The organism is Streptomyces beijiangensis, assembly GCF_017315755.1.
GTDB classification, from domain to species: Bacteria; Actinomycetota; Actinomycetes; order Streptomycetales; family Streptomycetaceae; genus Streptomyces; species Streptomyces beijiangensis.
Window position 1 is genome coordinate 1 of record NZ_JAFLRJ010000142.1, and the last position, 22,785, is coordinate 22,785.

At 68.5% G+C, this 22,785-nt stretch carries 23 protein-coding genes and 1 pseudogene; 9 read left to right on the forward strand and 15 right to left on the reverse strand.

Features of this window, described 5'->3' with window-relative positions; all coding sequences use genetic code 11:
• The 4 genes and pseudogenes from J0695_RS15475 to J0695_RS15490 form a co-directional block, all read left to right on the forward strand.
• Positions 1-97: carbohydrate-binding protein (locus J0695_RS15475; RefSeq protein WP_206962639.1), on the forward strand; the 97-nt coding region annotated here is incomplete at its 5' end.
• Between the two features lie 437 nt (positions 98-534).
• Positions 535-678, forward strand: a pseudogene (locus J0695_RS15480) (2-oxo acid dehydrogenase subunit E2); the annotation flags it as partial.
• Positions 679-742: 64 nt separating this feature from the next.
• Positions 743-1,159: a YceI family protein gene (locus J0695_RS15485; protein WP_206962619.1), complete on the forward strand. Its 417-nt coding sequence runs from the start codon at positions 743-745 to the stop codon at positions 1,157-1,159.
• Entirely contained in the window at positions 1,152-1,829 is a 678-nt protein-coding gene (locus J0695_RS15490) for a hypothetical protein (RefSeq protein WP_206962620.1), read from the forward strand. Before J0695_RS15485 ends, J0695_RS15490 begins: the two co-directional genes overlap by 8 nt.
• A gap of 79 nt (positions 1,830-1,908) precedes the next feature.
• Here the strand turns inward: J0695_RS15490 and J0695_RS15495 are convergent, their stop codons facing one another.
• The 6 genes from J0695_RS15495 to J0695_RS15520 all read right to left on the reverse strand — a co-directional run bounded on the left by J0695_RS15495 (position 1,909) and on the right by J0695_RS15520 (position 8,309).
• Positions 1,909-3,234 carry an alpha-glucosidase/alpha-galactosidase gene (locus J0695_RS15495; protein ID WP_206962621.1) on the reverse strand — a complete coding sequence of 442 codons (1,326 nt, stop codon included), beginning with the start codon at positions 3,232-3,234 and terminating at the stop codon, positions 1,909-1,911.
• A complete protein-coding gene (locus J0695_RS15500) occupies positions 3,231-4,184 on the reverse strand; it encodes a carbohydrate kinase family protein (RefSeq protein ID WP_206962622.1) in 954 nt (317 codons plus the stop codon). The genes J0695_RS15495 and J0695_RS15500 overlap by 4 nt, the downstream gene beginning before the upstream one ends.
• A gap of 40 nt (positions 4,185-4,224) precedes the next feature.
• Complete coding sequence (locus tag J0695_RS15505) at positions 4,225-5,112, reverse strand: carbohydrate ABC transporter permease (RefSeq protein WP_206962623.1); 888 nt, start codon at positions 5,110-5,112, stop codon at positions 4,225-4,227.
• Positions 5,109-6,068: a carbohydrate ABC transporter permease gene (locus tag J0695_RS15510; protein ID WP_206962624.1), complete on the reverse strand. Its 960-nt coding sequence runs from the start codon at positions 6,066-6,068 to the stop codon at positions 5,109-5,111. The genes J0695_RS15505 and J0695_RS15510 overlap by 4 nt, the downstream gene beginning before the upstream one ends.
• 11 nt (positions 6,069-6,079) lie before the next feature.
• The gene (locus J0695_RS15515; RefSeq protein WP_206962625.1) at positions 6,080-7,414 is read right to left on the reverse strand and encodes an ABC transporter substrate-binding protein; all 1,335 of its coding nucleotides are present in this window, start codon (positions 7,412-7,414) and stop codon (positions 6,080-6,082) included.
• 70 nt (positions 7,415-7,484) lie between these two features.
• Positions 7,485-8,309, reverse strand: a complete 825-nt coding sequence (locus J0695_RS15520) for an endo alpha-1,4 polygalactosaminidase (protein WP_206962626.1) — start codon at positions 8,307-8,309, stop codon at positions 7,485-7,487.
• Between the two features lie 232 nt (positions 8,310-8,541).
• Here J0695_RS15520 and J0695_RS15525 point away from each other — a divergent pair, with 232 nt between their 5' ends.
• A complete protein-coding gene (locus tag J0695_RS15525; protein WP_206962627.1) occupies positions 8,542-9,294 on the forward strand; it encodes a DeoR/GlpR family DNA-binding transcription regulator in 753 nt (250 codons plus the stop codon).
• A 24-nt stretch (positions 9,295-9,318) separates the two neighbouring features.
• Here J0695_RS15525 and J0695_RS15530 read toward each other — a convergent pair whose 3' ends face one another.
• Positions 9,319-11,358, reverse strand: a complete 2,040-nt coding sequence (locus J0695_RS15530; RefSeq protein ID WP_206962628.1) for a phosphocholine-specific phospholipase C — start codon at positions 11,356-11,358, stop codon at positions 9,319-9,321.
• Positions 11,359-11,551: 193 nt separating this feature from the next.
• Between J0695_RS15530 and J0695_RS15535 the strand changes: the two genes are divergently transcribed.
• Complete coding sequence (locus J0695_RS15535; protein WP_206962640.1) at positions 11,552-11,890, forward strand: thioredoxin family protein; 339 nt, start codon at positions 11,552-11,554, stop codon at positions 11,888-11,890.
• An 8-nt stretch (positions 11,891-11,898) separates the two neighbouring features.
• The gene (gene thpR / locus J0695_RS15540; protein WP_206962629.1) at positions 11,899-12,483 is read left to right on the forward strand and encodes an RNA 2',3'-cyclic phosphodiesterase; all 585 of its coding nucleotides are present in this window, start codon (positions 11,899-11,901) and stop codon (positions 12,481-12,483) included.
• On the opposite strand, the gene J0695_RS15545 is transcribed toward thpR, so the two are convergent.
• Positions 12,441-13,418 carry an AraC family transcriptional regulator gene (locus J0695_RS15545; protein ID WP_206962630.1) on the reverse strand — a complete coding sequence of 326 codons (978 nt, stop codon included), beginning with the start codon at positions 13,416-13,418 and terminating at the stop codon, positions 12,441-12,443. The genes thpR and J0695_RS15545 overlap by 43 nt on opposite strands.
• 214 nt (positions 13,419-13,632) lie before the next feature.
• Positions 13,633-15,195, reverse strand: a complete 1,563-nt coding sequence (locus J0695_RS15550; protein ID WP_206962631.1) for a beta-N-acetylhexosaminidase — start codon at positions 15,193-15,195, stop codon at positions 13,633-13,635.
• A gap of 242 nt (positions 15,196-15,437) precedes the next feature.
• Here J0695_RS15550 and J0695_RS15555 point away from each other — a divergent pair, with 242 nt between their 5' ends.
• Positions 15,438-15,635 (forward strand): hypothetical protein, encoded by a 198-nt coding sequence (locus J0695_RS15555; protein ID WP_206962632.1) that lies wholly within the window; start codon positions 15,438-15,440, stop codon positions 15,633-15,635.
• A gap of 49 nt (positions 15,636-15,684) precedes the next feature.
• On the opposite strand, the gene J0695_RS15560 is transcribed toward J0695_RS15555, so the two are convergent.
• A complete protein-coding gene (locus J0695_RS15560; RefSeq protein WP_242552706.1) occupies positions 15,685-16,359 on the reverse strand; it encodes a hypothetical protein in 675 nt (224 codons plus the stop codon).
• Positions 16,360-16,611: 252 nt separating this feature from the next.
• Between J0695_RS15560 and J0695_RS15565 the strand changes: the two genes are divergently transcribed.
• Entirely contained in the window at positions 16,612-17,523 is a 912-nt protein-coding gene (locus J0695_RS15565; RefSeq protein WP_206962634.1) for an MBL fold metallo-hydrolase, read from the forward strand.
• A gap of 61 nt (positions 17,524-17,584) precedes the next feature.
• Here the strand turns inward: J0695_RS15565 and J0695_RS15570 are convergent, their stop codons facing one another.
• The 5 genes from J0695_RS15570 to J0695_RS15590 form a co-directional block, all read right to left on the reverse strand.
• The gene (locus tag J0695_RS15570) at positions 17,585-18,790 is read right to left on the reverse strand and encodes a cytochrome P450 (RefSeq protein ID WP_206962635.1); all 1,206 of its coding nucleotides are present in this window, start codon (positions 18,788-18,790) and stop codon (positions 17,585-17,587) included.
• Positions 18,777-19,529: a cyclodityrosine synthase gene (locus J0695_RS15575; RefSeq protein ID WP_242552707.1), complete on the reverse strand. Its 753-nt coding sequence runs from the start codon at positions 19,527-19,529 to the stop codon at positions 18,777-18,779. Before J0695_RS15575 ends, J0695_RS15570 begins: the two co-directional genes overlap by 14 nt.
• Positions 19,530-19,627: 98 nt before the next feature.
• Positions 19,628-19,864 (reverse strand): oleate hydratase, encoded by a 237-nt coding sequence (locus tag J0695_RS15580; RefSeq protein WP_206962636.1) that lies wholly within the window; start codon positions 19,862-19,864, stop codon positions 19,628-19,630.
• Positions 19,865-19,913: 49 nt separating this feature from the next.
• Positions 19,914-20,501, reverse strand: a complete 588-nt coding sequence (locus J0695_RS15585; protein WP_242552708.1) for a DUF421 domain-containing protein — start codon at positions 20,499-20,501, stop codon at positions 19,914-19,916.
• Between the two features lie 129 nt (positions 20,502-20,630).
• Positions 20,631-22,163, reverse strand: coding sequence for an MFS transporter (locus tag J0695_RS15590; RefSeq protein ID WP_206962638.1), 1,533 nt, complete (start codon positions 22,161-22,163; stop codon positions 20,631-20,633).
• Positions 22,164-22,785: the final 622 nt, after the last annotated feature.

The following is a 22,785-nucleotide window of genomic DNA, read 5'->3' on the forward strand; positions in this document are numbered from 1 at the left end:
CGGCGGCCACACCTGGAAGGCCAAGTGGTGGACCCAGAACGAGACGCCGGGCACCACCGGCGAATGGGGAGCCTGGCAGGATCTGGGCGCCTGCTGACCGCCTGACAGGGAGGTCCGGTTCCGGCAGCCGCGGGGAGGCTGCCGGAACCGGCCGTGAATGCCGTCTGCCGGTCGCCCTGCCCCTGAATCCAGATGAATCACCCCGCCGTAGTGCTCACACAATCCCGATCGGGTCCGCCGAGCGCCTGCAGGGCCAGGGGCCCGGCAGCACCGGGAGGGGATTGGGGCGGAAGGGTGTTGACCGCGAGCGGGCCACCCTCCGCCGCGACTTGACTGCCTGCGGCTTTGGCGCCCGCGGGAAGCGGGGAAGTGGCCAGCGCGTGGGTGAAGCCGTCGGCGGCACGACTGAGGGCCACCGCGCCGATGACGGCGGGACCGAGTGGCTGACCGCACCCATCATCAACCAGCCCCAGGTCGTCATCCTCGCCACGGACGCCGTACGGCCACGACCGGTGGCAGTGCCGGCCCTCCGACGGATCCCACGCCGTCGTGGTGCACCCGGTCGGCAATCTCACCTTGACCTTCGACCACCGGGCCGTGGACGGAGGCTATGCCGCCCGGTTCCTGGCCTTCCTCAAGGAGGCCGTCGAACTCCGGGACTGGTCGACCGAGTTGTGATCTCTCCAGGTGAACTCCCTGGCGCCCATCCGGTCTCCGACCCACCAAAAAAGGGATATCCAACATGGCGACACACGCGACGGACCCTGTCCCCCCTTCCATCCGGCTGACCGACGTCGAAGCCGGCAGTTGGACCCTGGACGCAGCTCGTTCTTCCATCGGCATCAGAAACAAGTCGATGTGGAGTCTGGCCACGGTCACCGGTGCTTTCACCGGTTTCAGCGGCACCGGTGGCATCGCCCCCGACGGCACCGTATCCGGCACCCTCACGATCGAAGCCGCCTCGATCCGGACCAAACAGTCGAGACTCGCAGCCGACCTGCGCAGTGCGGACTTCTTCGACGTCGGCACATACCCGACCTTCAGAACAAGGCAGGGATGGTCAAAGGGCTCACCACTGTCACTCTCGCCACCCGCTTCACCCGCATCTGCACTGCATCGGACTCCATTCCGCCCGCCGGTAGGTTGGCGGGATGCCTGACGGAATGAGATGGATCGGTGAGCACAGCTACGAGGATGCGAAGCGTGGCGTGCCCGGGATGCGCGGCAGCATCTCTCTGACAGCAGCCCGCGGTGTGGAGGCGGAGGCGTTCCTGGTCCGTCTCGGAGCGGACAGCGAACAGCTTCAGTGTGGGGATCTGTACAACGAGCGGGACGAGTTGGCCACTCCCTCCGGTGTGGACATGACGCACGTCAGCCGCGCGATGTACGGCACCTGCGGCGACTGGGTGTACGTCCTGGAGGACGGCTTCGCCGCTACCTGGTTCTTTGGTCACCGGGGCGTGCCGGAGATGGATCCCCTGGTCGGTGAGGAGATCATCTGCCTCACTCTGAACCACCACGATGCCCCCTCTCTGATCCTCCATGCCCCGGGAGACAACGGGCGGACGTGGGAGACCGAGTTCCGTGGGGGCGCTGATTGGTCGCCGGAATTGGACGCCGCACTGCGGGCGACGGGGGCTGTGTTCCCGTCCCTGTACGACGGTGTGTCGACCGAGGCGGAGGTGGAGTTGTACTACGAGGCGCATGCGGACGAGATCCCGGCACGGGTGTTCGCCGGCGTCGGCCGCTACAGCGGCCTCACCATCGACCGCGCCACGGTCGAGGCCGGACTGCTCCCGCTGGTCCTTCTCTCCTCGCCGGTGATCTGACCCGCTGACCGGTGGGGACGCCCCCGCGGGACGCCCCCACCCGCCTCTGAGCGGTGAACGCACCGCCCGTCGCCGGGACTCAGTGGCCCAGCTCCACCCTGAGCTCGGGCGGCAGAAGGTCCTCGTGGGCGCGTACGAGATCGTCGCACAGGTCCCAGATCCGCTCCACCGGAAGTGCGGCGGCCGTTGCCGGGTCCGTCATGGCAGCGTGCCGGATGTGGCGCGGTTCGCCGTCCGTGGCCGCCCGTACGACCAGGTCGTTGACGCTGGTGTACGTACGGTTGAGGGCTGCGCACTGCGGGGGCAGGGCGCCGATCCGGGTGGGCTGGACTCCCTGGGAGTCCACCAGGCAGGGCACTTCGACCACGGAGTCGGCGGGCAGGTTGTCGATCAGGCCGCGGTTGGGGACGTTGCCGTAGACCGTGCGCGGGGTGCCCGTGACGATGCTGTGGATGATCTGCGGGGCGTACTCCATGCTGGCGTCGACCGGCAGCGGGGCACCCGAGGCAAGCGCCTCGCGGGTCTGTTCGTAACTGGCGACGTTCTCCTCGATGATGTCCAGATAGGCGCCGACCGGCAGCCGCAGGCGCTCGATCTCGCTGTCGTGGTGCAGATACCAGGGGACGTACTCGGAGGAGTGCTCGCTGGTTTCGGTGGGGTAGTGCCCCAGCCGGCGGTACATGTCCACGCGTACGCGGCGCAGCAGTTCGGGGTCCTTGGCGATGGCATCGTCGAGGAGCGGATAGAGGTTCTTGCCCGCGCGTTCGAAGCGGAGCACCCAGGCCTGGTGGTTGACCCCGGCGGCGAGATACGAGACCTCGTCGAAGGGGACGCCCACCAGCTCGGCGAGGTCGTGCATGGTCCAGTACACCGAATGGCACAGACCCACGGTGCGCAGCCCGGGCGCGATCCGGTTCAGATAGAGGACATTCATCGCCATCGGGTTGGTGTAGTTCAACAGCCATGCATCCGGGCAGAGTTCGGCCATGTCGGCGGCGAGCGAACGCAGCACGGGGAAGGTGCGCAGTGCGCGGAAGATGCCTCCGATGCCGAGGGTGTCGCCGATGGTCTGGCGCAGCCCGTAGCGGGCGGGTATGTCGAAGTCGGTGCGGGTGGCCTCGTTCATGCCGACCTGGATCATGTTGATGACGAAGGTGGCGTTTTCGAGTGCACCGCGCCGGTCTGAATGCGCGGTGATCGTCGGCTTGGCGCCGCGATCGGCGGCTATCCGGTGGGCAGCGCCCTCGGCCGTGGCCAGCCGTTCCGCGTCGATGTCGTGCAGGGCGACATGGACATGCGTGAGCTCGGGGAAGGCGAACAGGTCGGCGAGCAGCCCCTGGGTGAACACCACACTGCCGGCGCCCATGAAAACAATCTTCACCGTTGCACTGGTCTTGCCGGTCATGAGGAAACCTCCTGGTGCGAAATGACGGCTCCGGCCTCGTCCCAGGTGGGCTGGGTCGCGGTGCCGCCGTGGCCACGGGTGGACAACGAGCCGCAGGCCGCGGCCACGGCCAGCGCGGCCCCGGTGTCCAGGCCGCGCAAGGTTGCGGTGATGAATCCGGCGTCGAAGCTGTCGCCCGCGCCGACCGTGTCGAGCGGCTCGACCGGCACTGCCGCGGCACGGACGGGCGGCCGTACGCCGTCGTGGGCGACGGCCCCTTCGGCGCCGTTCTTGACGACGACGAGTGGGCCGCGTCGGGCCAACGCGGCTGCTGCGTCGAGCAGTTCGGCCTCCCCCGCGAGTGCGCGGGCTTCGGCCGCGTTCGGCAGCAGAGTGTCCGTGACCGCGAGGACCGGGTCGAGCAGCTCCCGGTCCCACTGTTGGTGCGGATCGTCATTCGTGTCGAGCGAGGTGCTCGCGCCGAACGAGCGGGCTGCGGCGAACACCTGGTGGAGCGACCTGGCCAGGTGCGGCATCAGGAAGAAGGACGCTGCGTGTACGTGCCGTACCGACGCCAGCAGCGCCTCGGGAACGTCGGCGGGGCCGGTCGCGGCCAGACATCCCAGCGCGGTGAGGATGGCCCGGTCCCCGTCATCGGTGGTGAGGATCGCCGTGAGGGGCGTGGGCAGTCGGGGATCGGTGACCAGGGCCGTGACATCCACGCCGCGCCCGGCAAGTGCGGCGCGGACGAACGCGCCGGCCGGATCGTCACCGACGCGGCCGGCGAACGCCACCCGCAGACCGAGGCGCGCGGCCCCGCAGGCCATGATCGCGGCGGAGCCGCCGAGTACCAGGCCCGCTCGGCCGACGAGTTGTTCGCGCTGGCCGAAGGCGAGGCGGTGCGGCACGGGGCCGAGGACCACATCCGGATTGGCGTCGCCGATCACGAGCAGGTCGAAGGGGGGAGACATGGCGTTTCCTAGGATTCGGATGCGAACGGAGAGACTGCGACTAGCCCTTCAGACCGCTCGATGTCAGCGACTGGATGAAGGTCTTCTGGGCGAGGAGAAAGGCCAGCAGGACGGGAAGTACGGTGATGAGATTGCCCGCCATGACCGCCGACCACTTGGTGTGATGCAGGCCCTGGAAGGTCGTCAGCCCCAGCTGGAGCGTGTACTGCGTGTCATGGTTGATCGCGATGAGCGGCCAGGACAGGTCGTTCCACGTCGCCAGGAACGTCAGGACCGCGACGGTCGCCAGCGCGGGTCGCGCCAGCGGCATCACGATCGAGAACAGCACCCGCAGCCGTGAACAGCCGTCGATCCAGGCCGCCTCCTCGATCTCCCTGGGCAGCGCGAGGAAGAATTGGCGGAACAGGAAGACGGCGAACGGCGTGACCAGCGAGGGAACGATCAGCGCGCCCAGTGTGTCGATCAGCCCCAGTTCCTTCATCACCAGGAAGGTCGGGATCATGGTCAGCTGGAACGGGATGACCATCGTCGCCAGCATCAGCCCGAGCAGCAGCCGCGAGCCGGCGAAGCGCATCCGGGCGAACGCATAACCGCCCAGCGCCCCGAGCAGCAGGTTCGACACCACCGCGGTGCCCGCCACGATGAAGGAGTTGGCGAACCAGCGCGGGAACATGGCGTTGCCGAGGACGTACCGGTACCCGTCGAGGTGGATGCCGTGCGGCCAGAGCGCGGGCGGGAACCGGTTGATCTCGGCATTGCTCATCACCGAGCTGAGGAGCAGCCAGACCAGCGGCAGCGCGAAGCCCAGCGACAGCGGTGCGAGCAGCAGGTGCCAGGCGCTGAAGGGCAGCCGCCGCCGGCGCACCGCGCCCGTGGCGGCCGGGGCGGCAGCCTGGCGCACTTCGTGCACAGCCATGGACGTGGTCATCGGGCGGCTCCTTCCGTACGGTTCTGATGGCGCCGGTGGAGGTGGAGCGCGGCGCCCGCGAGGAGCAGGGCGAGCGCGAGTACGTACGCGGCCGATGCCCCGTACCCGGCGGTGAACATCTGGAAGGCCTGTTCCCAGACGAAGTAGACGATGACGGTCGTCGATCCGAGCGGCCCGCCCTTGGTGGTGACGTAGACCAGGTCGAAGACCTGCAGGGCGGCGATCAGCTGCCAGAGCACCAGGAAGACCGTGACCGGGGTGAGCGTCGGCAGGGTGATGTGGCGCAGCACTCTCCAGCGGCCGGCGCCGTCGAGCCTGGCGGACTCGACGAGTTCGGGCGGTACGTCCTGCAGCGCGGCGAGGTAGACGATGACGCAGAATCCGACCCCGCTCCACAGCGAGATGATCACCAGCAGGAACAGTGCCTGGCCGGGGTCGGAGAGAAAGCCCTGCGGGGAGATCCCGAGCTTGTGCAGCAGGGAGTTGGCGACGCCGAACTCGGGATCGAGGATGAAGGAGAACAGCACGCCCTGGGCTGCGGCCGAGACCACGAACGGGATGAAGATCAGTGTGCGGTAGAGGCCGATGAACTTGATCCGCCGGTTCAGGGCAAGGGCCAGCGCCAGGCCGCCCACCAGGCTCAGGGGCACGTAGAGCGCCGCGTACACGAGCGTATTGCTCACGGCGGTGTGGAAGTTGGGGTCCTGCGCCAGTGCACGGTAGTTGTCCAGACCGACCCAGCGGCCAGGGGTGACCAGGTCGTCGGCACGGAAGGACAGCAGCAGGGACCAGACGACGGGGACGATGCTCAGTCCGAGGATGACGACCACCGAGGGGCTGATGAAGGCCCAGGCGGTGGTGGATTCCCGGCGCGCTCGACGGCGGCTCGCCCTGGGAGGGGTCACCTTGAGGTGATCGGCCGGTGCGAGCGTGACCGCTCGGGGCAGTTGCGACATGACGGCCTTCCTCATCTGGGTATCAGCAGGGCCGCGTTGGCCGTGTCGGCGCATCTGCGCAGGGCCTGCGCCGGAGATCTGCGGCCCAGGAGCACGGAGACGACGGCCTCGCCGAGCGCCATGGAGATCTGCGGGTACGCCGCGTGGATGGGTCTGACCCGGGCGGATGCGAGCGCGTCGGTGAACACCTGGAGACCGGTCGTCCGTGCCGAGTGCTGCTTCCACTCCGGGCGCCGTGCGGTGGCGGTGCTCAGCGGGAGGCTGCCGGCCTGGACGTCCCAGCGCACGTCCCGTTCGGGCTGGATCATCCAGCTGACGAACTCGACAGCGGCGCGGGAGCGTTCGGAGCCGTTGTCGAAGACGGTCCAGGTGTCGGGGCCTGAGATGGTGACGGGGCGCCCGCTGTAGGTGGGCATCGGCACCACGCCGTAGTCGATCTTCGCGTCGATGATGTCGGGGAGCTGCCAGGGGCCGGTCGCCACCATGCCCATCCGGCCGCTCAGGAAGACCTTGTACATCTGCTCGCTGCCGGGCTTGGGGTCGATGTAGACGCTTTTGTCGTCGGCCAGTTGCCCGACTGTGGTCAGCGCCTGTACGCCCTGGTCCGCGAAGCCGATGCCGTGACCGTCGTCCCCGACGACGTCTCCGCCCAGGTCCCAGATCATCGGCCACAGCCGCCAGGTGGTGTCCTCGTCGCCGGACCCGGGCCAGCCCGTCCCGAAGACGCCACGGCCGGAATCCGTCAGCTTGCGTGCGGTCTCCAGGAATTCGTCCCAGGTCCAGCCCGCCCTGGGGAACGGGATACCCGCCCGGCGGAACAGCTCCTTGTTGTAGACGACGGCCAGCGCGTCGAGCAGCGCCGGGGCGGCCCGCACCTTGCCGTTGAGGGTCACCGCCTGCCGTACCGGAGTCCAGTAGTCCGCCCACGGTGTCGCGCCGCCGCGCAGCACCGATGTCAGGTCCACGACGCGGGGGCTGCGAGCGACACTGGCCAGGTCCGAGCCGAAGATGTAGGCGATGTCCGGGTACGAGCCCGAGGCCAGCGCGGCCGTCACCTTCTGCAGCATCGCGTCGGCCAGCACCCCGCCGCCGCCCGCGTCCACCCGGATTTTCGGATGCGTACGGTTGAACTCCGCGACCAGCGCCTCGACGGCCTTCCTGCCGGTGTCGGTCTGGCCGTGCCAGAGCTCCACGGTCACCGTGCCGTCGGCGCCGACACCGCCGGACGCGGCGCCCGCGCAGCCTCCCAGCAGCGCCGCACCCGCGGTGCCCGCGGCGATCGCCGCCCCGCCGCGCAACAGCCTGCGGCGGGCGAGTGGTGTCGGGGCACCGCGGATAAGGGTCATGGCGAACTCCTTGCGGACGAACGGGAAGGGGGCGTACGAGCGGCGGCGCGGGTGCCGGGGGTGTCGCGGGTCAGCAGGTCTTGCGGACGTACCCGGAGCTGCCCGGAGTGGTCACGTCCACGTCGCGGCGTACGACACTGAGCTGGCTGCCCCAGCCCGCGCAGGCCTTCTTCAGCCCGCCGGCCGTGTACTCGATGACGATGACGTGGTTGCCGAAGGCGGCCGTGAAGTCCCCGCACTCGTCGTACTGCCCGCACTCCTCGGCTACCGCGAAGTCGAGGCCCGTCTGGGTCCGGCTGCCGGCGAGCTCCGCGGTGTTCTTCTGGCCGATGGCCAGGTTCCGGGAGTGCGCGTGCGCGGAAAGCAGGGTGATGAAGGCCTTGGCGTTGCTCGCGGTGATCAGGTTCCGGGAGCGGGTGTAGCTGTCGTAGTTGTCGGGCTCGATGGCGTTGAACCCCTTGTCCGCGCAGCCGTCGATCCACCCGTTGACCTTGGCGGCGACCCGGTCGCGCTTGGCGGCCGTACGGATGTCGAGCAGCGCCTCGCCCCAGTCCTCGTCGATGACGACGTTGCCGTTCGCGTCCCGCAGCAGCAGGTCGGCGGGCCACTGGCCCTGTTCGCCGGGCTGGACCTGGAAGGCGTTGACGTAACAGATGTTGTAGAGGCCGGCCGCGGGTGACGCGGTGCGGTCGCGGCTGACGACCTGGACGCCGGGGGGCGGGGTGTAGGCGCCGCCGATCTGGTAGTCGAACCCGGCGTGCGCCGGGGGCAGGGTGACGGTGGCGGCGGCGGCCTGCGAGGTCGTGCCAGTGGCGAGGGCGGCGGCCGCGGTCGCGGTGGCCAGGGCGGCGACCGCCCAGGGGCGCCGGAAACGGGAGACGGTATTGACGGGCATGGTGAGCTCCATCAATCGCGGGTACGACCCCGCCTCGGACGCTTCAGCGATCCTGGCGACTTTGGCCGGGCTTCGGACGGTGTCCGCTACCGGCTGGGCGCACCTCTGGGTGCCGGGCTGTACGCCCAGGGCACTTGGCAGGATCAAAGCGCTTGGGATTGCTCACGTCAAGGGATCCAGCGGTGCTGAATTTGCAGTTCTGCGCAGAACTGCGCAGAGATACGCTGCAACAATGCTCAAGACGGAGCGGCTGAACCGCATCATCGATCACGTTTCCACCGCGGGCAGCGCGGACGTCCACGCCCTGGTCGAACTCCTCGGCGTCTCGGGCGCCACCGTACGGCGTGACCTGCAGACTCTGCACGAGCAAGGACTGGTGCAGCGCACCCACGGCGGCGCTGTCACGGCCGCGCTGGAGCTGCCGCTTCGCCATCGCGCCGGCAGGCAGCAGGACCAGAAGCAGCGCATCGCCGCGGCCGCGGCCGCCCTGGTGCCGGACGGCGCCGTGGTGGGAATGACCGGCGGGACCACCGTCACCGAGGTCGCGCGCGTGCTGGCGGGGCGCAGCGGCCTCACGGTCGTGACCAACGCCGTCAACATCGCGGCGGACCTGGTCGTACGGCCCGATGTCCGGCTCGTCGTCATCGGGGGCGACGCCCGCTCCGAGAGTTACGAACTGGTGGGACCGGCCGCCGAGCGGATGCTGGACGAGTACCACCTGGACATCAGCATCATCGGCGTCGACGGGCTCACGGTCGGGCACGGCTGCAGTACGTACGACCAGATGGAGGCGCACACCGACCGGGCTTTCCTGCGCAACAGCAGCCGTACCGTGGTGGTCGCGGACGGCACCAAGATCGGCAAGGTCACCTTCGCCAGGATCTGCCCGCTCTCGGACATCAGCGCGGTGGTGACGGACTCCGGCGCGGACGACGCCGAACTGGCCGCCGTCCGCGCACTGGGCGTCGAGGTCCTCACCGTATGACCGGTGCGACAACTGCCGGGCCCGTCACCCGCTGACGGACACCGTGCCCGTCTCCAGGTGCCCGGTGTAGCGCCGGGACCAGGTGCTGTCCACGTCCGCCGTGATCGTGAAGTCGTACCACCCGTTCTGGCCGGCGACCGCGTTGAAGAAGTCCTCCGTGGAGCCGCCCGCCGCCACGGTGTACGTCCATGATCCGGTGCGGTAGTTGTTCGAGGTGATGGTGAACTTCACGGCGGCTGCAGAGGCGTTGGTCATCTTGAACCACACGGCGAGCTTGCCGCTGCCGCTCTCCACCGCGTACCTGGCGGCCACCTCGACGTTCTTCCCCGGCTTCGAGGCGTCGCCCTGGAACCGGCGCTGGAAGCGGTTGGGGCCCACCATCGTGATGTCGTACGCGCCCGATCCCGACCCCGTGCCGATGTTGAAGAAGTCGGTGGCCGTGCCGCCCGCGTCCACCGTGTACTGCCACGGCGTCGTGTCGCGGTAGGCGTTGGGGTGGATGGAGAGGTGGGCCGCGCTGGTCGCCCGGTCGCCCTGGTTGGCCATGGAGAACCAGGCCAGGGTCTGGCCGCCGGTCTTGAACTCGAACCGGTCGAGGTTGCCGTTGGGCTGGTACGGAAGCGCGCGGGCGGGCCGCGTCCCCGCTTCCTGGACGGGCAGGGCGTTGGTCTGCGGGCTCGGGTTGGGCAGGGGCCCGCAGGTGCTGATGCCGATGACCGAGGTGGCGGGCAGCCCGGACGGCATCCCGTACACGGGCGAGGAGAAGTCGAAGACACCGGTCAGGTCACCGGTGACCTTGCGGCGCCAGGCGCTGATGTTGGGACAGGTGGCCGGCTTGCCCAGCGCGGTCGTCCAGGTCTCCATGAACCGCAGGACCGAGGTGTGGTCGAAGACTTCGGAGGAGACCCAGCCTCCCCGCGTCCAGGGGGACATGACCACCATCGGGACCCGGAACCCGAGCCCGAACGGGGTGCCGTTCAGGAACTCCCCCGCCGTGTTCGCGGGGGGCGACGGCGGTGGCACATGGTCGAAGAAGCCGTCGTTCTCGTCGTAGTTGAGGAACAGGACGGTCGAGTCGAAGACTTCGGGGGCGGCTGCGAGCGCGCGGTGCACCAGGTCGACGAAGTGGGCGCCGTCGCCGGGCGGGGCGTACGGATGCTCGGAGAAGGCCTGGTTGGCGACGACCCAGGAGACCTGCGGGAGGGTGCCGGCGAGTGCGTCGGCCTTGATGGCGGCGGCGATGTCGTCGGGCGTGGACCCGGTCACGGCGGGGACGGATCCCATGCCCCGGTCGTGGAGCGGGTCGCCCGCCTTGGCGTCGGTGAATTTCTTGAAGTACGCGAGGCCGTTGTCGCCGTAGTTGTCGTTGGCGTTCTGGTAGACCTTCCAGCTGACACCGGCCCGCTGGAGCGCCTCGGCGTACGACTCCCAGGTCAGCCCCGACTCGTCACCGCCGTCGTTGCTCGAACCGTCGACCTTGCCGCTCCACAGGTAGGTGCGGTTGGGCCCGGTGGCGCTCAGGGTGGCGCTGAAATAGGCGTCGCAGACGGTGTAGTTGTCCGCGAGGGCGTAGTGGAAGGGAATGTCGCTCCGGTCGAGGTAGCCGAGCGAGCGGATGTTTCCCACCCCGGCGACCCAGTTGTCCATCCGGCCCTTGTTCCAGGCGGAGTGCTGGGAGTTCCAGCTGTGCGGCAGGTCGCCGTTGCACTGCGCGAGCGTCTCTCCGTCGACTCCTCCTGCGGCGGGGGTCGAGCTCAGTTTCCAGGGGTACTGGCGCCCCAGGATCTTGGACTGATTGAAGACGGACTGACCGCTGGAGAGCAGAATGCCGCTGCGGTCGGAGAATCCCCGTACGCCCTTCAGCCGCCCGAAATAGTGGTCGAAGCTGCGGTTCTCCTGCATCAGGATCACCACGTGCTTGACGTCCTTGATGGTGCCGGTCGCCGTGGCTGCCGCTGTTCTCGTACCGGTGTCGGCCGTGCCGGCGGCTTCGGCGGGAAGTGCGGACGCGGCCGCGGCTCCCGCGCCAAGTGCCACAAATGCTCTACGACTGATCGGTCGCATCAAGGCAACCCCCTCGTCCCACTCGTGTCGTGAGTGCCGTAGTGGCACACAGAGCGAAAGGGTGCTGCCTCAGCGGAGTCCGAGGCTAGACCCCCGCTGAAAGGGATCTGTGAACACTTGGTCAACAGCAGGAATCCGCCGGACGCGCTGCATGATGGTGGCTGCCGTATTGCTGACCAGCGAAGGAGTGCCGATGGCGAGCCGTGTTCACCAGCCGATGGAGCAGGAGGAATTCGATTTCATCCTCCGCGTGTCCCGGGGGCCGGTGCTCGCATACTTCTCCGGCACCTGGCCCAAGGCCGTGAAGGTGTGCAAGGAGATGGACGCGATCGTGGGCGAGATGGCCGACGAGTACGGCGATCGCCTGACGGCCGTCAAGACCGACATGACCCGGTGCCCGGAGCCGACGCGACGATTCGGCGTCACCGGAGCGCCGACGTTCCTCCTGATCGAGCAGGGCGAAGTCACGGCGACGCGGGAGGGTCCCATGGACAGAGAAGAGTTCAGGGAATTCCTGGGCGCGCATGTCTGAGGCCGCGTATGTCTGAGTCCGTGCAGCCCGCGACCGTCCGGGTGTTCATCGCCCTCGCCCCGCCCGACGACGCGAAGGAGGAACTCGCACGGGAGCTGCGACCGGCTTACGACGCCTACCCGCGCATGCGGTGGAACCGCATCGAGGACTGGCACATCACCCTGGCGTTCCTCGGGGAGATCCCGGTCGCGACCGTTCCGCTCCTGAGCCCGCCCCTCGCGGACCTCGCGGCTGCCCACCGGCCCCTCTCACTCGCGCTGCGCGGCGGCGGGCACTTCGACGAGCGGGTGCTGTGGAGCGGGATCGACGGAGACCTCGAAGGGCTGCGGCTGCTGGCCGCCGAGGTGCGTACCGTGGTCAAGAACTGCGGTGTCGCCTTGGAGGACCGGCCGTTGCGGCCCCATCTGACACTGGCACGCGCCCGACGGGACGCGCCCTCCTCCGCGGTGGACATCGCCGAGGGACTCGCCGGATTCACCGGCCGCCGGTGGACGGCCGAGCGTCTGCACCTGGTCGCAAGCAACATCGGCCGCGGTCCGGGGCCGATCCACTACCGCGACATCGACGCCTGGAGCTTCGGCGACCGCGGCTGACCTCGGGTTTCGGACTGCTCCGTTGCCGCTGCCCGATACTGCCCCGGGGTCGTACCGAACTGCCGGCTGAAGGCGTGGGAGAGGGCGTACGGACTGCCGTATCCGACGCGGCGGGCGATGGCCGCCAGGGGATCCGGGGTGTCGCGGAGCAGGGTCGCTGCGGAGATCAGGCGCCACCAGGTGAGGTACGCCATCGGCGGGCGGCCGACCAGGGCGGTGAAGCGGCGGGCCAGAGTGGGGCGGGAGACGCCTGCCTCGGCGGCCAGCCGGTCGATCGTCCATGGGGCGGCCGGGTCCGAGTGCAGCGCCCGGAGTGCGGCGGCCGCCACCGGGTCGCCCAGGACGGTCGGCCAGGCGCCGGTCGTGCCCTGGGTGACCCAGGACCGGATCATGTAGACGAGGAGCAGGTCCACCAGGCTGGGGACCGCGATGCAGGAGCCCGGCCCTTGTGTGGCCAGCTCGTGGCCCAGCAGGTCGACGGCGGTGCGCAGTTCGGGGTGGGTGCCGACGCGGTTCGGGAGGTGGACGACCTCCGGCAGCTCCGCCATGAGCGGGTGCACCCGGCTGCGGTCCAGCCGGTACTTGCCGCACAGCAACTCGACCGCACCGGCGGCGTCGGCCCGTGGCGGGCCCGGCACCCTCGCGTCGAGCCATCCGTCGAAGGGCACGGCCCGCTCCACGGTCGTCGCATCGGCGGGCGCGTCGGCGATCACATGTCCCGTGCCGTGCGGCAGCAGCACCGCGTCACCCACGCCGAGCGAGATCGGGGATCCGCCGCCGTCGGGCAGCAGCCAGCAACCACCCTCCCGGACGACGTGGAAGCCCGCTCCGTCGTACGGGGCGAGCCGCGCGCACCAGCTCCCGCTCACCCGGACCCGGTTCGATGAGGGCCGCCCGATCCGTACGGCCGCCACGGCGTCGCTCACCACATCCATCCAGTCAGTCTATCCAGGCTCTCAAGAGCAAGATAACTGCGTATCAATATCAGCCCCACAGGCATTGATCAGCTCATTCGAAGTGAACGATCAACTCGCGGGCGGCAGGCTCCGGACGATCAACGGCCATGCCCCCACTGGTGTCGAGCCTCGCTTCTCCGCTTCAGCCAGTCCGGATCGCGCATGCGAGTCGCGGTCGGCCTTCGCCGCCGCATCACGGGCTGATTGCTGCACCGACCCGCTCCTTGAACGCGGTCCAGGACTGTTGCGGCGGGCGAGCATCCCAGACCTTCTGGGACAGGGCAGCCAGAGGCAGTCGGATGCCTGCTGCGATCTGGTCCTGCGTCTGCGAATCGGCACGGTCGCACCAGACAGCGAGCCGCGCGCCCAGGATCTGCTCCCCGAACTCCGCAGGCACCGGGGTGGTGCCACGGAGCACCAGCGGGGTCCACTGCTCATAGATCCGCTGTCCGGTCGGGTAGGTGAACTGGTTCGGCTCCCCCAGCACGTAGTAGAGGTACTCGTCATTGAGGTTGACGACCTTCCGACCGGCCCGCAGGTATTCCAGGGGCGGGCGGGCGCCGATTTCCGTGCCCGTCCAGTACTCGGCCTGGATGTCCTTCGCGGCACCCACCGTCCCTCCCGCGAAGAAGCCGTCGTTCCACGCCTTGAGCACCTTTCCGGAAGGTCGCACCACATCCGCGCGGTCGTTCAACCAGCCGGTCGCGAGGTCCTGTACGCCTGCCGCCGGCCCGTACCGGCTCTGTGCCTCACGTGCCAGTTGGGGAAAGGAGGCCTGCGGATCGCGTACCACCAGTGCCTGGTACTCGTCGGCGCCGAGATGCCAGGCGCCGCCGGGGAAGACCGGCATGTACTCGCGCAGCAGTTCATCCACGAGCTTCGCCGAATCCGGGTTGGAGATGTCGACCGCCCCCTCCACCGCCCGGCCCTGTACGTCACGAAGCTGGAGATCGGGGTGTGCACGCAGTACGGCGCCGAGATGGCCGGGAGAGTCGATCTCGGGAACCACCGTGATGTGGAGGCGGGCCGCGAGAGCCATGATCCGGCCCATCTCGGCCTTCGTGAGGTAAGGGGCGGAAACGATCTCGGGGTGGGTGGTGGACTCGATCCGGAAGGCCTGGTCGTCGGAGAAGTGCAGGCCGAGCTGGTTCAGTTTCAAGTCGGCCATCTCGCGCAGCCGGTCCTCGATCCAGCCTGGGGTGAAGTACTTGCGAGCGATGTCGAGGTTGAGCCCGCGCTCCGGCTTGGCCGGGCTGTCGCGCACCGTGCCCTCAGGCGCCGAACCAGCCGCCTGTACGGCCTGCTTGAGGGTACGGGTGCCATAGAACACCCCGGCCGCGTCCGGTCCGGTGATGCGGACTTGTCCGTCGCGCACGACGAGGCTGTACGACTCCGCCGGCCCGGAGCCCTTCTTCCCGAGGGAAAGCTGGACGTCACCGTGCCGTCGCTCTGCGGACTGTGCGAACCCGAGGTGCAGCTCAGTGGCCAGCAGCCTGCCCTCGTCGGCCAGGGCCGCGCCGTCGACCGGCGGGACCACCACCCGTCCGTCGGCCGAGGGTTTCCAGCCAGGACCGCGGGCCGGTGTGTGCTCACGGACAGCCGGGACGGTGCGCGGGGCAGCGGACAGCGGGTAGGTCACCGTGGGCGACGGAGTCGTTGTGCCGGATACGGGCGGACTGGCCGGGGCGTTGCCGGGGGTCGCCGTGCAGTTCGACAGAACCACGGCTGCCACCGCGACGACAGCCGCCGTTGCCATGGTGCTTCGCCTGACCGATCTGGACTGGCTCATCCTGCACCCGTGCCCTCATCGCTTCCTCTCAACATGGCACGAGAGAAGGGTGTCCACCACCTGGGGCGCCGGCGGGTGGCCCTCCCTCAACGTCGCAGGTCAGGAGTGCGGGACTCACCACGAGGCAATTCGTACGCCAATCGGATTAACCGTGTCGGCAGTGGGTGCGGGATACACCGAAGGAGCGGGAAAAGCTGCAAGGTGGGCACGTGAGCGATTTCATCCTCCTCCTGTTCGGAGTCATCGGGGCATCACTGTTCATCCAGGCTGTCTGGGACCTGGGTCGCGGTCGGCAGACCGGAGGAGATCCTCGGTCTGCAGAGGCAGCGGCAGTGATCATGGTGCTGTCCGGCTGGCTCATCACCCTGAGTGGCCTTGTCCTGGCCGTCCTCGTGGCCGCACCGTAGAAGCTGGGTGTGGAAGCCCCTCGCCACCGGGCGAGGGGCCTCTTCGGAGTCAGCCGCCGTCGACGATCTGGTACAGGTAGACGATGTGGGAGGTGTCGTCCGGCATGGAGTTCACGTCGTCCGAGGGGACGTCGGACCGGAAGTAGAACTGAGGGGCCTTGGTGCCTTCCAGCTTGCCGTCGTCCTGCATCTCCGCAAGCTTCTTGACGAACTTGTTGGCGCTCGGCGTCTTCGTGCCCAGCTGGCTCGCGAGCCGGCCACCCACCACCACTTTGAGGTGCGCGTCGTCGAGCAGGATGTCCGTAGCGGCGCCGGTCGCACTGCTCGGCGTGAACACAGGGCTCGCTTCACCCGGCTGAGCGCACTCGTAGGAGCCGAGGACGAGGCCCACCACCGTGTTGGGGCTGTCGCCACCGAAGTTGACGGACTCGATCGCCCCGTACGGGCCCTGGCCACCGTGATCGCAGATCGAGCCAGTGGGAGGGACCTGCCGGTCCGCGTACTTCCCGCCGCCGCCCGAGCCGCCGTCGCTGGGCTTGGTGGGTGTCGGCGTTGCCTTGCCCGTGCTCCCGGAGCCGGGAGTCTTGCCCGGCTTGCTCGGGGCACTCGCGGGCGGGCTCGACTTGTCGTCGGACTTGTCGGCCCCCTTCGGCTCGCAGGCCGTGGCGGTCAAGGCGGTCGCGACGACCGCTCCCAGAGCGAACAGCTTCATACTTCCGCGCATTGCACGCATGGTTGGTCCCCCGAAGTCGAGCGCACATTGCCATGCGCAAGATCAATGAATCACTGCTGGTGGAGTGTGCCCGCGAAATCGAGCGCTCAGTGGCGCCGTACCGGACCGTTACCGATCGCGCACATTGCTGCAGCCCTGGTGGGCCCGACCGCTCGGCACGATGTTCCGGCCTTGAGACGGATGCGTATCGGTATGAGCCTCACAGGCATTGGGAAGCTCATTCCCTCTTCCTAGAGTCGAAGCATGAGCAGCGAGAGCATGCACAGCATCGTCCTGGGTGAGGTCGAGATCACCCGCGTCATCGAGTGGCAGGGGGCCTTCGCACCGGCACGCGGCCTGGTCCCGGAGTCCGGTACCGAAATGTGGAAGGGCAACGAGGAGTGGCTGGCGCCCGATCACTGGGATCCGGACAGCGACAGGTCGGTCGTGGCGCTGCAGACCTGGGTGCTGCGGAGCGGTGGGCGGACCGTCCTGGTCGACACCGGCGTCGGCAATGGGCGCGAGAGGCCCGGTTCGCCGCAGTTCCACCACTGGCAGGGCGACTTCCTGGAGGGGCTCGCGCGGGTCGGCGTACAGCCGCAGGACGTCGATGTCGTCGTCAACACCCATGTCCACGCCGATCATGTCGGCGGGAACACCGTGGGCGTCGACGGTGGGTGGGAGCCGGCGTTCCCCAACGCCCAGTACCTCGTCCCGGCTGCGGACGACTTCCATTTCGGCCCGGACAACGCGTACGGGAACGGTCTCCAGGAGGACGACCGGCTGATGTACGAGGACAGCATCGCGCCGATCCACCGGGCCGGGCAGAGCGTGCTGTGGGAGGGCATCCATCGCATCGACGACCACCTCACTCTGGAGTCCGCGCCCGGCCACACGCCGGGCTCGTCCGTGCTGCGGCTCTCGTCCGGGAGCGATCGTGCGGTCTTCGTCGGCGATCTGCTGCACAGTCCCGTGCAGATCCTCGCACCCTCCTGCAACAGCTGCTTCTGCCTGGACGCGGAACAGGCAGTGACCAGCCGTCGGCGGATTCTCGAACGGGCGGCCCCCGAAAGGGAGCTGGTGGTCCCCGCGCACTTCGGCGGGGCGGGCGCTGTGGAAGTCCGCCAGGAGGGCGACGGGTTCGGACTCGGAACGTGGGCTGCCTACGGCCGATGAAGCGTCTGCCGCACCGACCGCAGGGTCACCCGGGTTCCGTATCACCGCTGCGTCACCGCGGTCACCACATGACAGGCAGCCGCTCCGGAATCCGCTTCATGAACCCTGTGCGCCAGACCAGCTGTTCGACCGGTACGGCGAGGTCGAGCGCCGGCAGCCGATCGAGCAGAGCCTCGATGGCGATCTCCGTGTGCTTCTTCCCGAGAGCCGTCGCCGGGCAGTAGTGCTGACCGCCTCCGAAGGAGAGGTGCGCGGTGTTGTTCTCCCGGCTCAGGTCCGCCTTGTGCGGATCACTGAAGGCCTCCGGATCGAAGTTGGCGCCCTCCACCAGGACCAGCACGAGCTCGCCCTTCTTGATCTGCACATCACCCAGCACGATGTCGTCGAGTGCGAGACGCGGCAGGCCGTCGCCGATCGACAGGTTGATCCTGAGCAGCTCGTCGACCGCGGCGGGGATCTTGCCGCGGTCCTCCAGGAGTTCGGCCTTCAGCTCCGGGTGCTGGATGAGGGAGACCAGCGCCATGGTCAGGAAGCCCGCGGTGGAGATGACTCCGGCCCCGAACATGGTCACGCCGACCGTCGCGAGCATCTCGTCCGTGAGGTGGGCGTATTCCGGGTCCTTGCGCAGTGCGGCGAGTTCGGCCAGCAGGCCGGTGGTGGCCGGATCGTCGAGCCGCCGCACCATGTACGCGAGGTCGCGGTCCCAGTTGAGCTTGGCCCCGGAGATCGGGCAGGCCGAGTTCATGAAGGCGATGTCCAGGCTGCGCATGAGCCTGGGGGCGTCCTCGTGCGGGATGCCGAGGATGTGGCAGTGCATGGCTGCCGAGTACGGATCGGCGAAGCCGGCGCGCAGATCGGCAGGTGCGCCCTCGGCGAGGATGCGGTCGACGAGCCCGTTCGCGTAACCCCTCATCCACTCGACCAGGCCCTCGCTCTTGGGGTTGAGCGCCTTGAGCACCGCCTTGCGGAGGCCGGCCCCGGTGATGTTGCCCATGTTGTTGACGACCTCGGGCGGGATCGTCAGGGCGTACTGCCGCGGTACGCCGGGGGCCGAGGTGTCCTTCAGGCTGAACCGCGGATCTTCGAGAACCTGTTTGCACAGCCGGTGCGACGACACCAGCCAGGCCTCGTCACCCGCGATGGTCCGCACCCTCCTCACCGGGGTGCCGCGCAACTCGGCGAGTTCGGTGGGGAGCTGGTCACCACGCCAGGAGAAGGGGAAGTCGAGCAGCTCCTCGGCGGGCGAGGTGAGGCTACTGACTGACATGGCTGTCTCCTTCGGCGGGTGTGACGACGGCATGGCCCTGGTTGCGGGAAGCGCGCAGTCCATGCCCGCGCGAGTAGAGCAGTTCGGCCATGGGCAGGAGCTGGTGATAGCAGTTGAGGGAGGACGGGACGCCGAGGATGGCGGGGGTGTCCAGGAAGAGTGGCGCCTCGGCGCAGACGTACCTGAGGCACACATCGCGCTGCCGCTCAGTGGCGGCTTTGCCGTCCAGGACTTTGGACGACAGATAGGACTCCACCAGTGCGTCGCAGGTCGCACGGAACTCCGGATCCGCGGAGAGCCGGCTCTGCAGGCGGTCGTGGATATCGCGGTAGGCCGGATTGTCCGTGAAGGACGAGACGGGCCGGGCTCTGAGCCGCAGCCCTCCGGGGTCGACGGCCTCAATGGCGTTGTTCACCTTGGCCCGTACCCCGCGCAGATTCTTGACGGCTTTGCGCCGGGCGCTGTCAGGTTCGTAGCCGAATGCCTCGTACATCTCGGCCACGTATAAGTCGGTGTGCACGAGGTCGACTTGTTTGAATTGTGAAAGACCCCATCGGGCCAGATCCTCGATGCGCTGGGCCGAGAAGTAGCTGTTGCCCGGTGATATCCCGATGACGACATGGTCGCCGTCGTCGCATATCACCTGGCAGTGGGCGGTGTAGGGGGCTACCTGGAAGAGGCTTGCCGCGGCATTCGGCGGCATGAACGGCTGGATCTCGAGAACGGTCCTAGCTGTCAACTGGAGTAAATCCTTTGGCCGTCGCTAGTCCCGACGGGGCCCTGTGCTCCTGGTGTGGCGACGACGACTCAAAGTTATAGCCCGACTGCATAGCGGCGTCAACAGACCCTCTCGGCAGGAACATTGAGAGTGAATGAAATCTGAGTAACCGTCATCTCCACGAGTGTCGGTGGAGTGTCTGGAGCGCTTCGGCGAGGATCCCCGAGCCCATGCACTCCGGCATCGGCGACCCGGGTGCGGAGTCGAACCGCGACACCCTTGTCTTTGAGCCATTTCACCCGAGGAGGCACGACGGAGGCGTACTGATGAAAGCGGGTCCGATAGATGCCCGACATGCGCACCACATCCAGTGGATCATTTTGAGCCAATTGGTGGTGCGGTGTGTCAGCGCCGACCCGCGCCGCAATCAGAATCGGAATCGGGACCAGGTCCTGGCGATGCGAGTTGTTGCCGCAGTGCGGCGATCTCGGCTCGCAGTGCTGCGATGTCGCTCTTGTCCGCGTTCTGGTTGCCTTCGCTCAGACCGACCAGCAGTGAACCGCCGGGCTCCAGGCTCACGGTGGTGGTTTCGGAGACGTCGTCACCACCCTGCCGCTTCACCGCGACGTCCAGGTCGGCGCGGCTCAGCCCGCTGCGCTTGATCGCGGCAGGCAGCCACTTGCCGTCCCGTGCCAGGACGACAGGCACTCCTTCGAGCAGTCGGCCGAACCTGCTCGACGACGAGGCGGCCCTGACCAGGAGCGCGTTCACCACCAGGAGCACGGCGGCTCCGAAGGCGGCGCCGGACACCGAGTTGTCGGGTCCGATGATGGCGTTCTGCACCACATTGGACAGCAGCAGCATGACCACCAGGTCGAAGGTGTCGAGCTGTGCCAGGTCCCGCTTCCCGCCCAGCCGGAGCAGCAACAGGATCACGAAGTAGACCAGCACGGTGCGCACGGCCTTCTCGCCGTACGGGATCCCCGCACTCATCAGGTCATTCCACATCGCGTCTCCCAGGCGTCAGTACAGTCCCGACTTGCTCATCGGTAGCTTGCACCAACTCTCCTCCCACCAGCGCGAACTGTGCGCGACCGGCACGGGAGCGCCGGGCGGCGCGCCCTAGACGGCGGTGGCGTCCGGGACCGCGGCGGCGTTCTCCTCGTGGTCGCGGGGTGCGGGGGCGGTGACCAGGAGTACGGCAACCGCCGACGCGGCCAGCATGATCAGGGCGGCCCATCCGGTGGCGACCGTGAAACCGTGCACCACAGCGCTGTTGGCGATCCCGGCCTTGGCAGCCGGCGGCAGATGTCCGGTGCGCGCCGCATCGCCGACATGTGCGGTGAGGTAGGTGGCGGTGCTGGTCGTCGCGATGGTGTTGAGGAGCGCCGTACCGACGGAACCGCCCACCTGCTGCGCGGTGTTGACGGTTGCCGAGGTGACCCCGGCGTCCTGCGGGGCGACGCCCGCGGTGGCCGTCGCCATCACCGGCATGAAGGTGAGGCCCATGCCAAGGCCCAGCATCAGCATCCCGGGCAGGATGTGGGCGGCGTAACTGGAGTGCGTACCGAGGAAGGTCAGTGTGAAGAGACCGGCCGCGCCGAGCAACAGGCCGGGTCCCATCAGGAGCCGCGGCGGGACGTGATGGAGCAGACGGGCGGAGATCTGCGTGGACCCGATGATGATCGCCACCGACATCGGAAGGAACGCGAAGCCGGTCTTCAGCGGGGAGTAGCCCAGGATGTTCTGAAGGTAGTACGTCATGAACAGGAACAGCCCGAACATGCCGATCATCGCCAGCCCCATGGTGAGCATCGAGCCGCCGCGGTTGCGGTTCTTGACGATGTGCAGCGGCAACAGGGGGTTCGCGGCCCGGGACTGCCACCAGACGAAGAGGGCGAGCAGCGCCGCGCCGCCGATGAGGAGACCGAGCACCCTGGCCGAGGTCCAGCCCTTGGACTCGGCCTCGCTCAGTCCGTACACGATGGCGACGAGCCCGCCGCAGCCGAGGATCACGCCGGGAATGTCCAGGCGCGCCTCCTTGTGGCCCGCGCGGTCGTGGAGGAGCGAGACGGCGCCGAAGACGGCAAGTACGGCGATGGGCACGTTGACGTAGAGGCACCAGCGCCAGTCGAGGTACTCGGTGAGGATGCCCCCGAGCAGCAGGCCTAGCGCGCCGCCGGCGCCCGCGATGGCGCCGTAGATCCCGAAGGCCTTCGCGCGCTCCTTGCCGTCGGTGAAGGTGGTGGTGAGGAGCGAGAGGGCGGAGGGGGCGAGTACGGCGGCGAAGACGCCCTGCAGGGCCCTGGACGCGAAGAGCATTCCGGGGCCTGTGGCAGCGCCGCCGAGCGCGGAGGCACCCGCGAAGCCGATCAGCCCGATGATGAAGGTCCGCTTCCGTCCGACCATGTCGGCGATACGTCCGCCCAGCAGGAGCAGGCCGCCGAAAGCCAGGGTGTACGCGGTGATGACCCACTGGCGGTTGCCGTTGGTGAGGCCGAGCTCGCGCTGGGCCGACGGCAGGGCGATGTTCACGATGGTGGCGTCGAGGACGACCATCAGCTGGGCGAGCGCGATGACGGCAAGGCCCCACCATCGGCGGCTGTCGCCTTCTCCGGCCTGCCCCACGGAGTCGGATCCTCGGGCTTCGCTCATAAGGTACACAACAGCATGAAATGTCCTATACCGCTCCTGCCGAGAAATCTGCCGCTTTCCGCCACGTCCGCAGCCGCAGAATCGTTGGTCTGGCATGGAGCAGACGATGCCCACCCCTGAGGCGCACCCGGAGCCCGCCCCCTGGCGCGGAATCTCCCGGCCGGTCTCGGACTCACCGATCTACGACTCCCTCGAACGCACATGGCGCCAGGCGGGCCGGGAAGTGCCTCGGCCCGCCTCCGGGGAACAGGCGTCCGAGAACGAGAACCCATGGGTCCGGGCCGCCGGGCCGGACCCCGTACCTCTGCACGGCGCCGAGGCGTCTCCCCCGACGCCGGGCAGGAGCGCCGCGCGTCCACCGCGTTGGGTGCCTGCGTCCCGCCCCTAGGGCAGGGAGGGTCCGGTCGTCGTGGTGAGGCCCCTCACTCGAATGCGGACTGCCGGTCCTGATCGTCCGTGGTCTCCGACGACTCCCGTGGCGAGGGGACCTGAATCGTCGCCGCACCCCGGCGCCGACTCAGGTCCCCTCGCCACGGGAGTCGTCGGAGACCACGGACGCTCAGGACCGGCAGTCCGTCTTCGAGTGAGGGGTCTCACCACGACGACCGGACCCTCCCTGCCC

Bases quoted from the DNA above. Each gene is read 5' to 3' on its own strand.
- J0695_RS15500 (WP_206962622.1), bottom strand. From the start codon at position 4,184: ATGTCTCCCCCCTTCGACCTGCTCGTGATCGGCGACGCCAATCCGGAT.
- J0695_RS15520 (WP_206962626.1), bottom strand. From the start codon at position 8,309: ATGCCCGTCAATACCGTCTCCCGTTTCCGGCGCCCCTGGGCGGTCGCC.
- J0695_RS15565 (WP_206962634.1), top strand. From the start codon at position 16,612: ATGAGCAGCGAGAGCATGCACAGCATCGTCCTGGGTGAGGTCGAGATC.
- J0695_RS15560 (WP_242552706.1), bottom strand. From the start codon at position 16,359: ATGCGCGGAAGTATGAAGCTGTTCGCTCTGGGAGCGGTCGTCGCGACC.
- J0695_RS15580 (WP_206962636.1), bottom strand. From the start codon at position 19,864: ATGTCGGGCATCTATCGGACCCGCTTTCATCAGTACGCCTCCGTCGTG.
- J0695_RS15505 (WP_206962623.1), bottom strand. From the start codon at position 5,112: ATGACCACGTCCATGGCTGTGCACGAAGTGCGCCAGGCTGCCGCCCCG.
- J0695_RS15585 (WP_242552708.1), bottom strand. From the start codon at position 20,501: ATGAGTGCGGGGATCCCGTACGGCGAGAAGGCCGTGCGCACCGTGCTG.
- J0695_RS15590 (WP_206962638.1), bottom strand. From the start codon at position 22,163: ATGAGCGAAGCCCGAGGATCCGACTCCGTGGGGCAGGCCGGAGAAGGC.
- J0695_RS15485 (WP_206962619.1), top strand. From the start codon at position 743: ATGGCGACACACGCGACGGACCCTGTCCCCCCTTCCATCCGGCTGACC.
- J0695_RS15535 (WP_206962640.1), top strand. From the start codon at position 11,552: ATGGCGAGCCGTGTTCACCAGCCGATGGAGCAGGAGGAATTCGATTTC.
- J0695_RS15550 (WP_206962631.1), bottom strand. From the start codon at position 15,195: ATGGCAACGGCGGCTGTCGTCGCGGTGGCAGCCGTGGTTCTGTCGAAC.
- J0695_RS15570 (WP_206962635.1), bottom strand. From the start codon at position 18,790: ATGTCAGTCAGTAGCCTCACCTCGCCCGCCGAGGAGCTGCTCGACTTC.
- J0695_RS15490 (WP_206962620.1), top strand. From the start codon at position 1,152: ATGCCTGACGGAATGAGATGGATCGGTGAGCACAGCTACGAGGATGCG.
- J0695_RS15525 (WP_206962627.1), top strand. From the start codon at position 8,542: ATGCTCAAGACGGAGCGGCTGAACCGCATCATCGATCACGTTTCCACC.
- J0695_RS15515 (WP_206962625.1), bottom strand. From the start codon at position 7,414: ATGACCCTTATCCGCGGTGCCCCGACACCACTCGCCCGCCGCAGGCTG.
- J0695_RS15510 (WP_206962624.1), bottom strand. From the start codon at position 6,068: ATGTCGCAACTGCCCCGAGCGGTCACGCTCGCACCGGCCGATCACCTC.
- J0695_RS15495 (WP_206962621.1), bottom strand. From the start codon at position 3,234: ATGACCGGCAAGACCAGTGCAACGGTGAAGATTGTTTTCATGGGCGCC.
- J0695_RS15545 (WP_206962630.1), bottom strand. From the start codon at position 13,418: ATGGATGTGGTGAGCGACGCCGTGGCGGCCGTACGGATCGGGCGGCCC.
- thpR (WP_206962629.1), top strand. From the start codon at position 11,899: ATGTCTGAGTCCGTGCAGCCCGCGACCGTCCGGGTGTTCATCGCCCTC.
- J0695_RS15530 (WP_206962628.1), bottom strand. From the start codon at position 11,358: ATGCGACCGATCAGTCGTAGAGCATTTGTGGCACTTGGCGCGGGAGCC.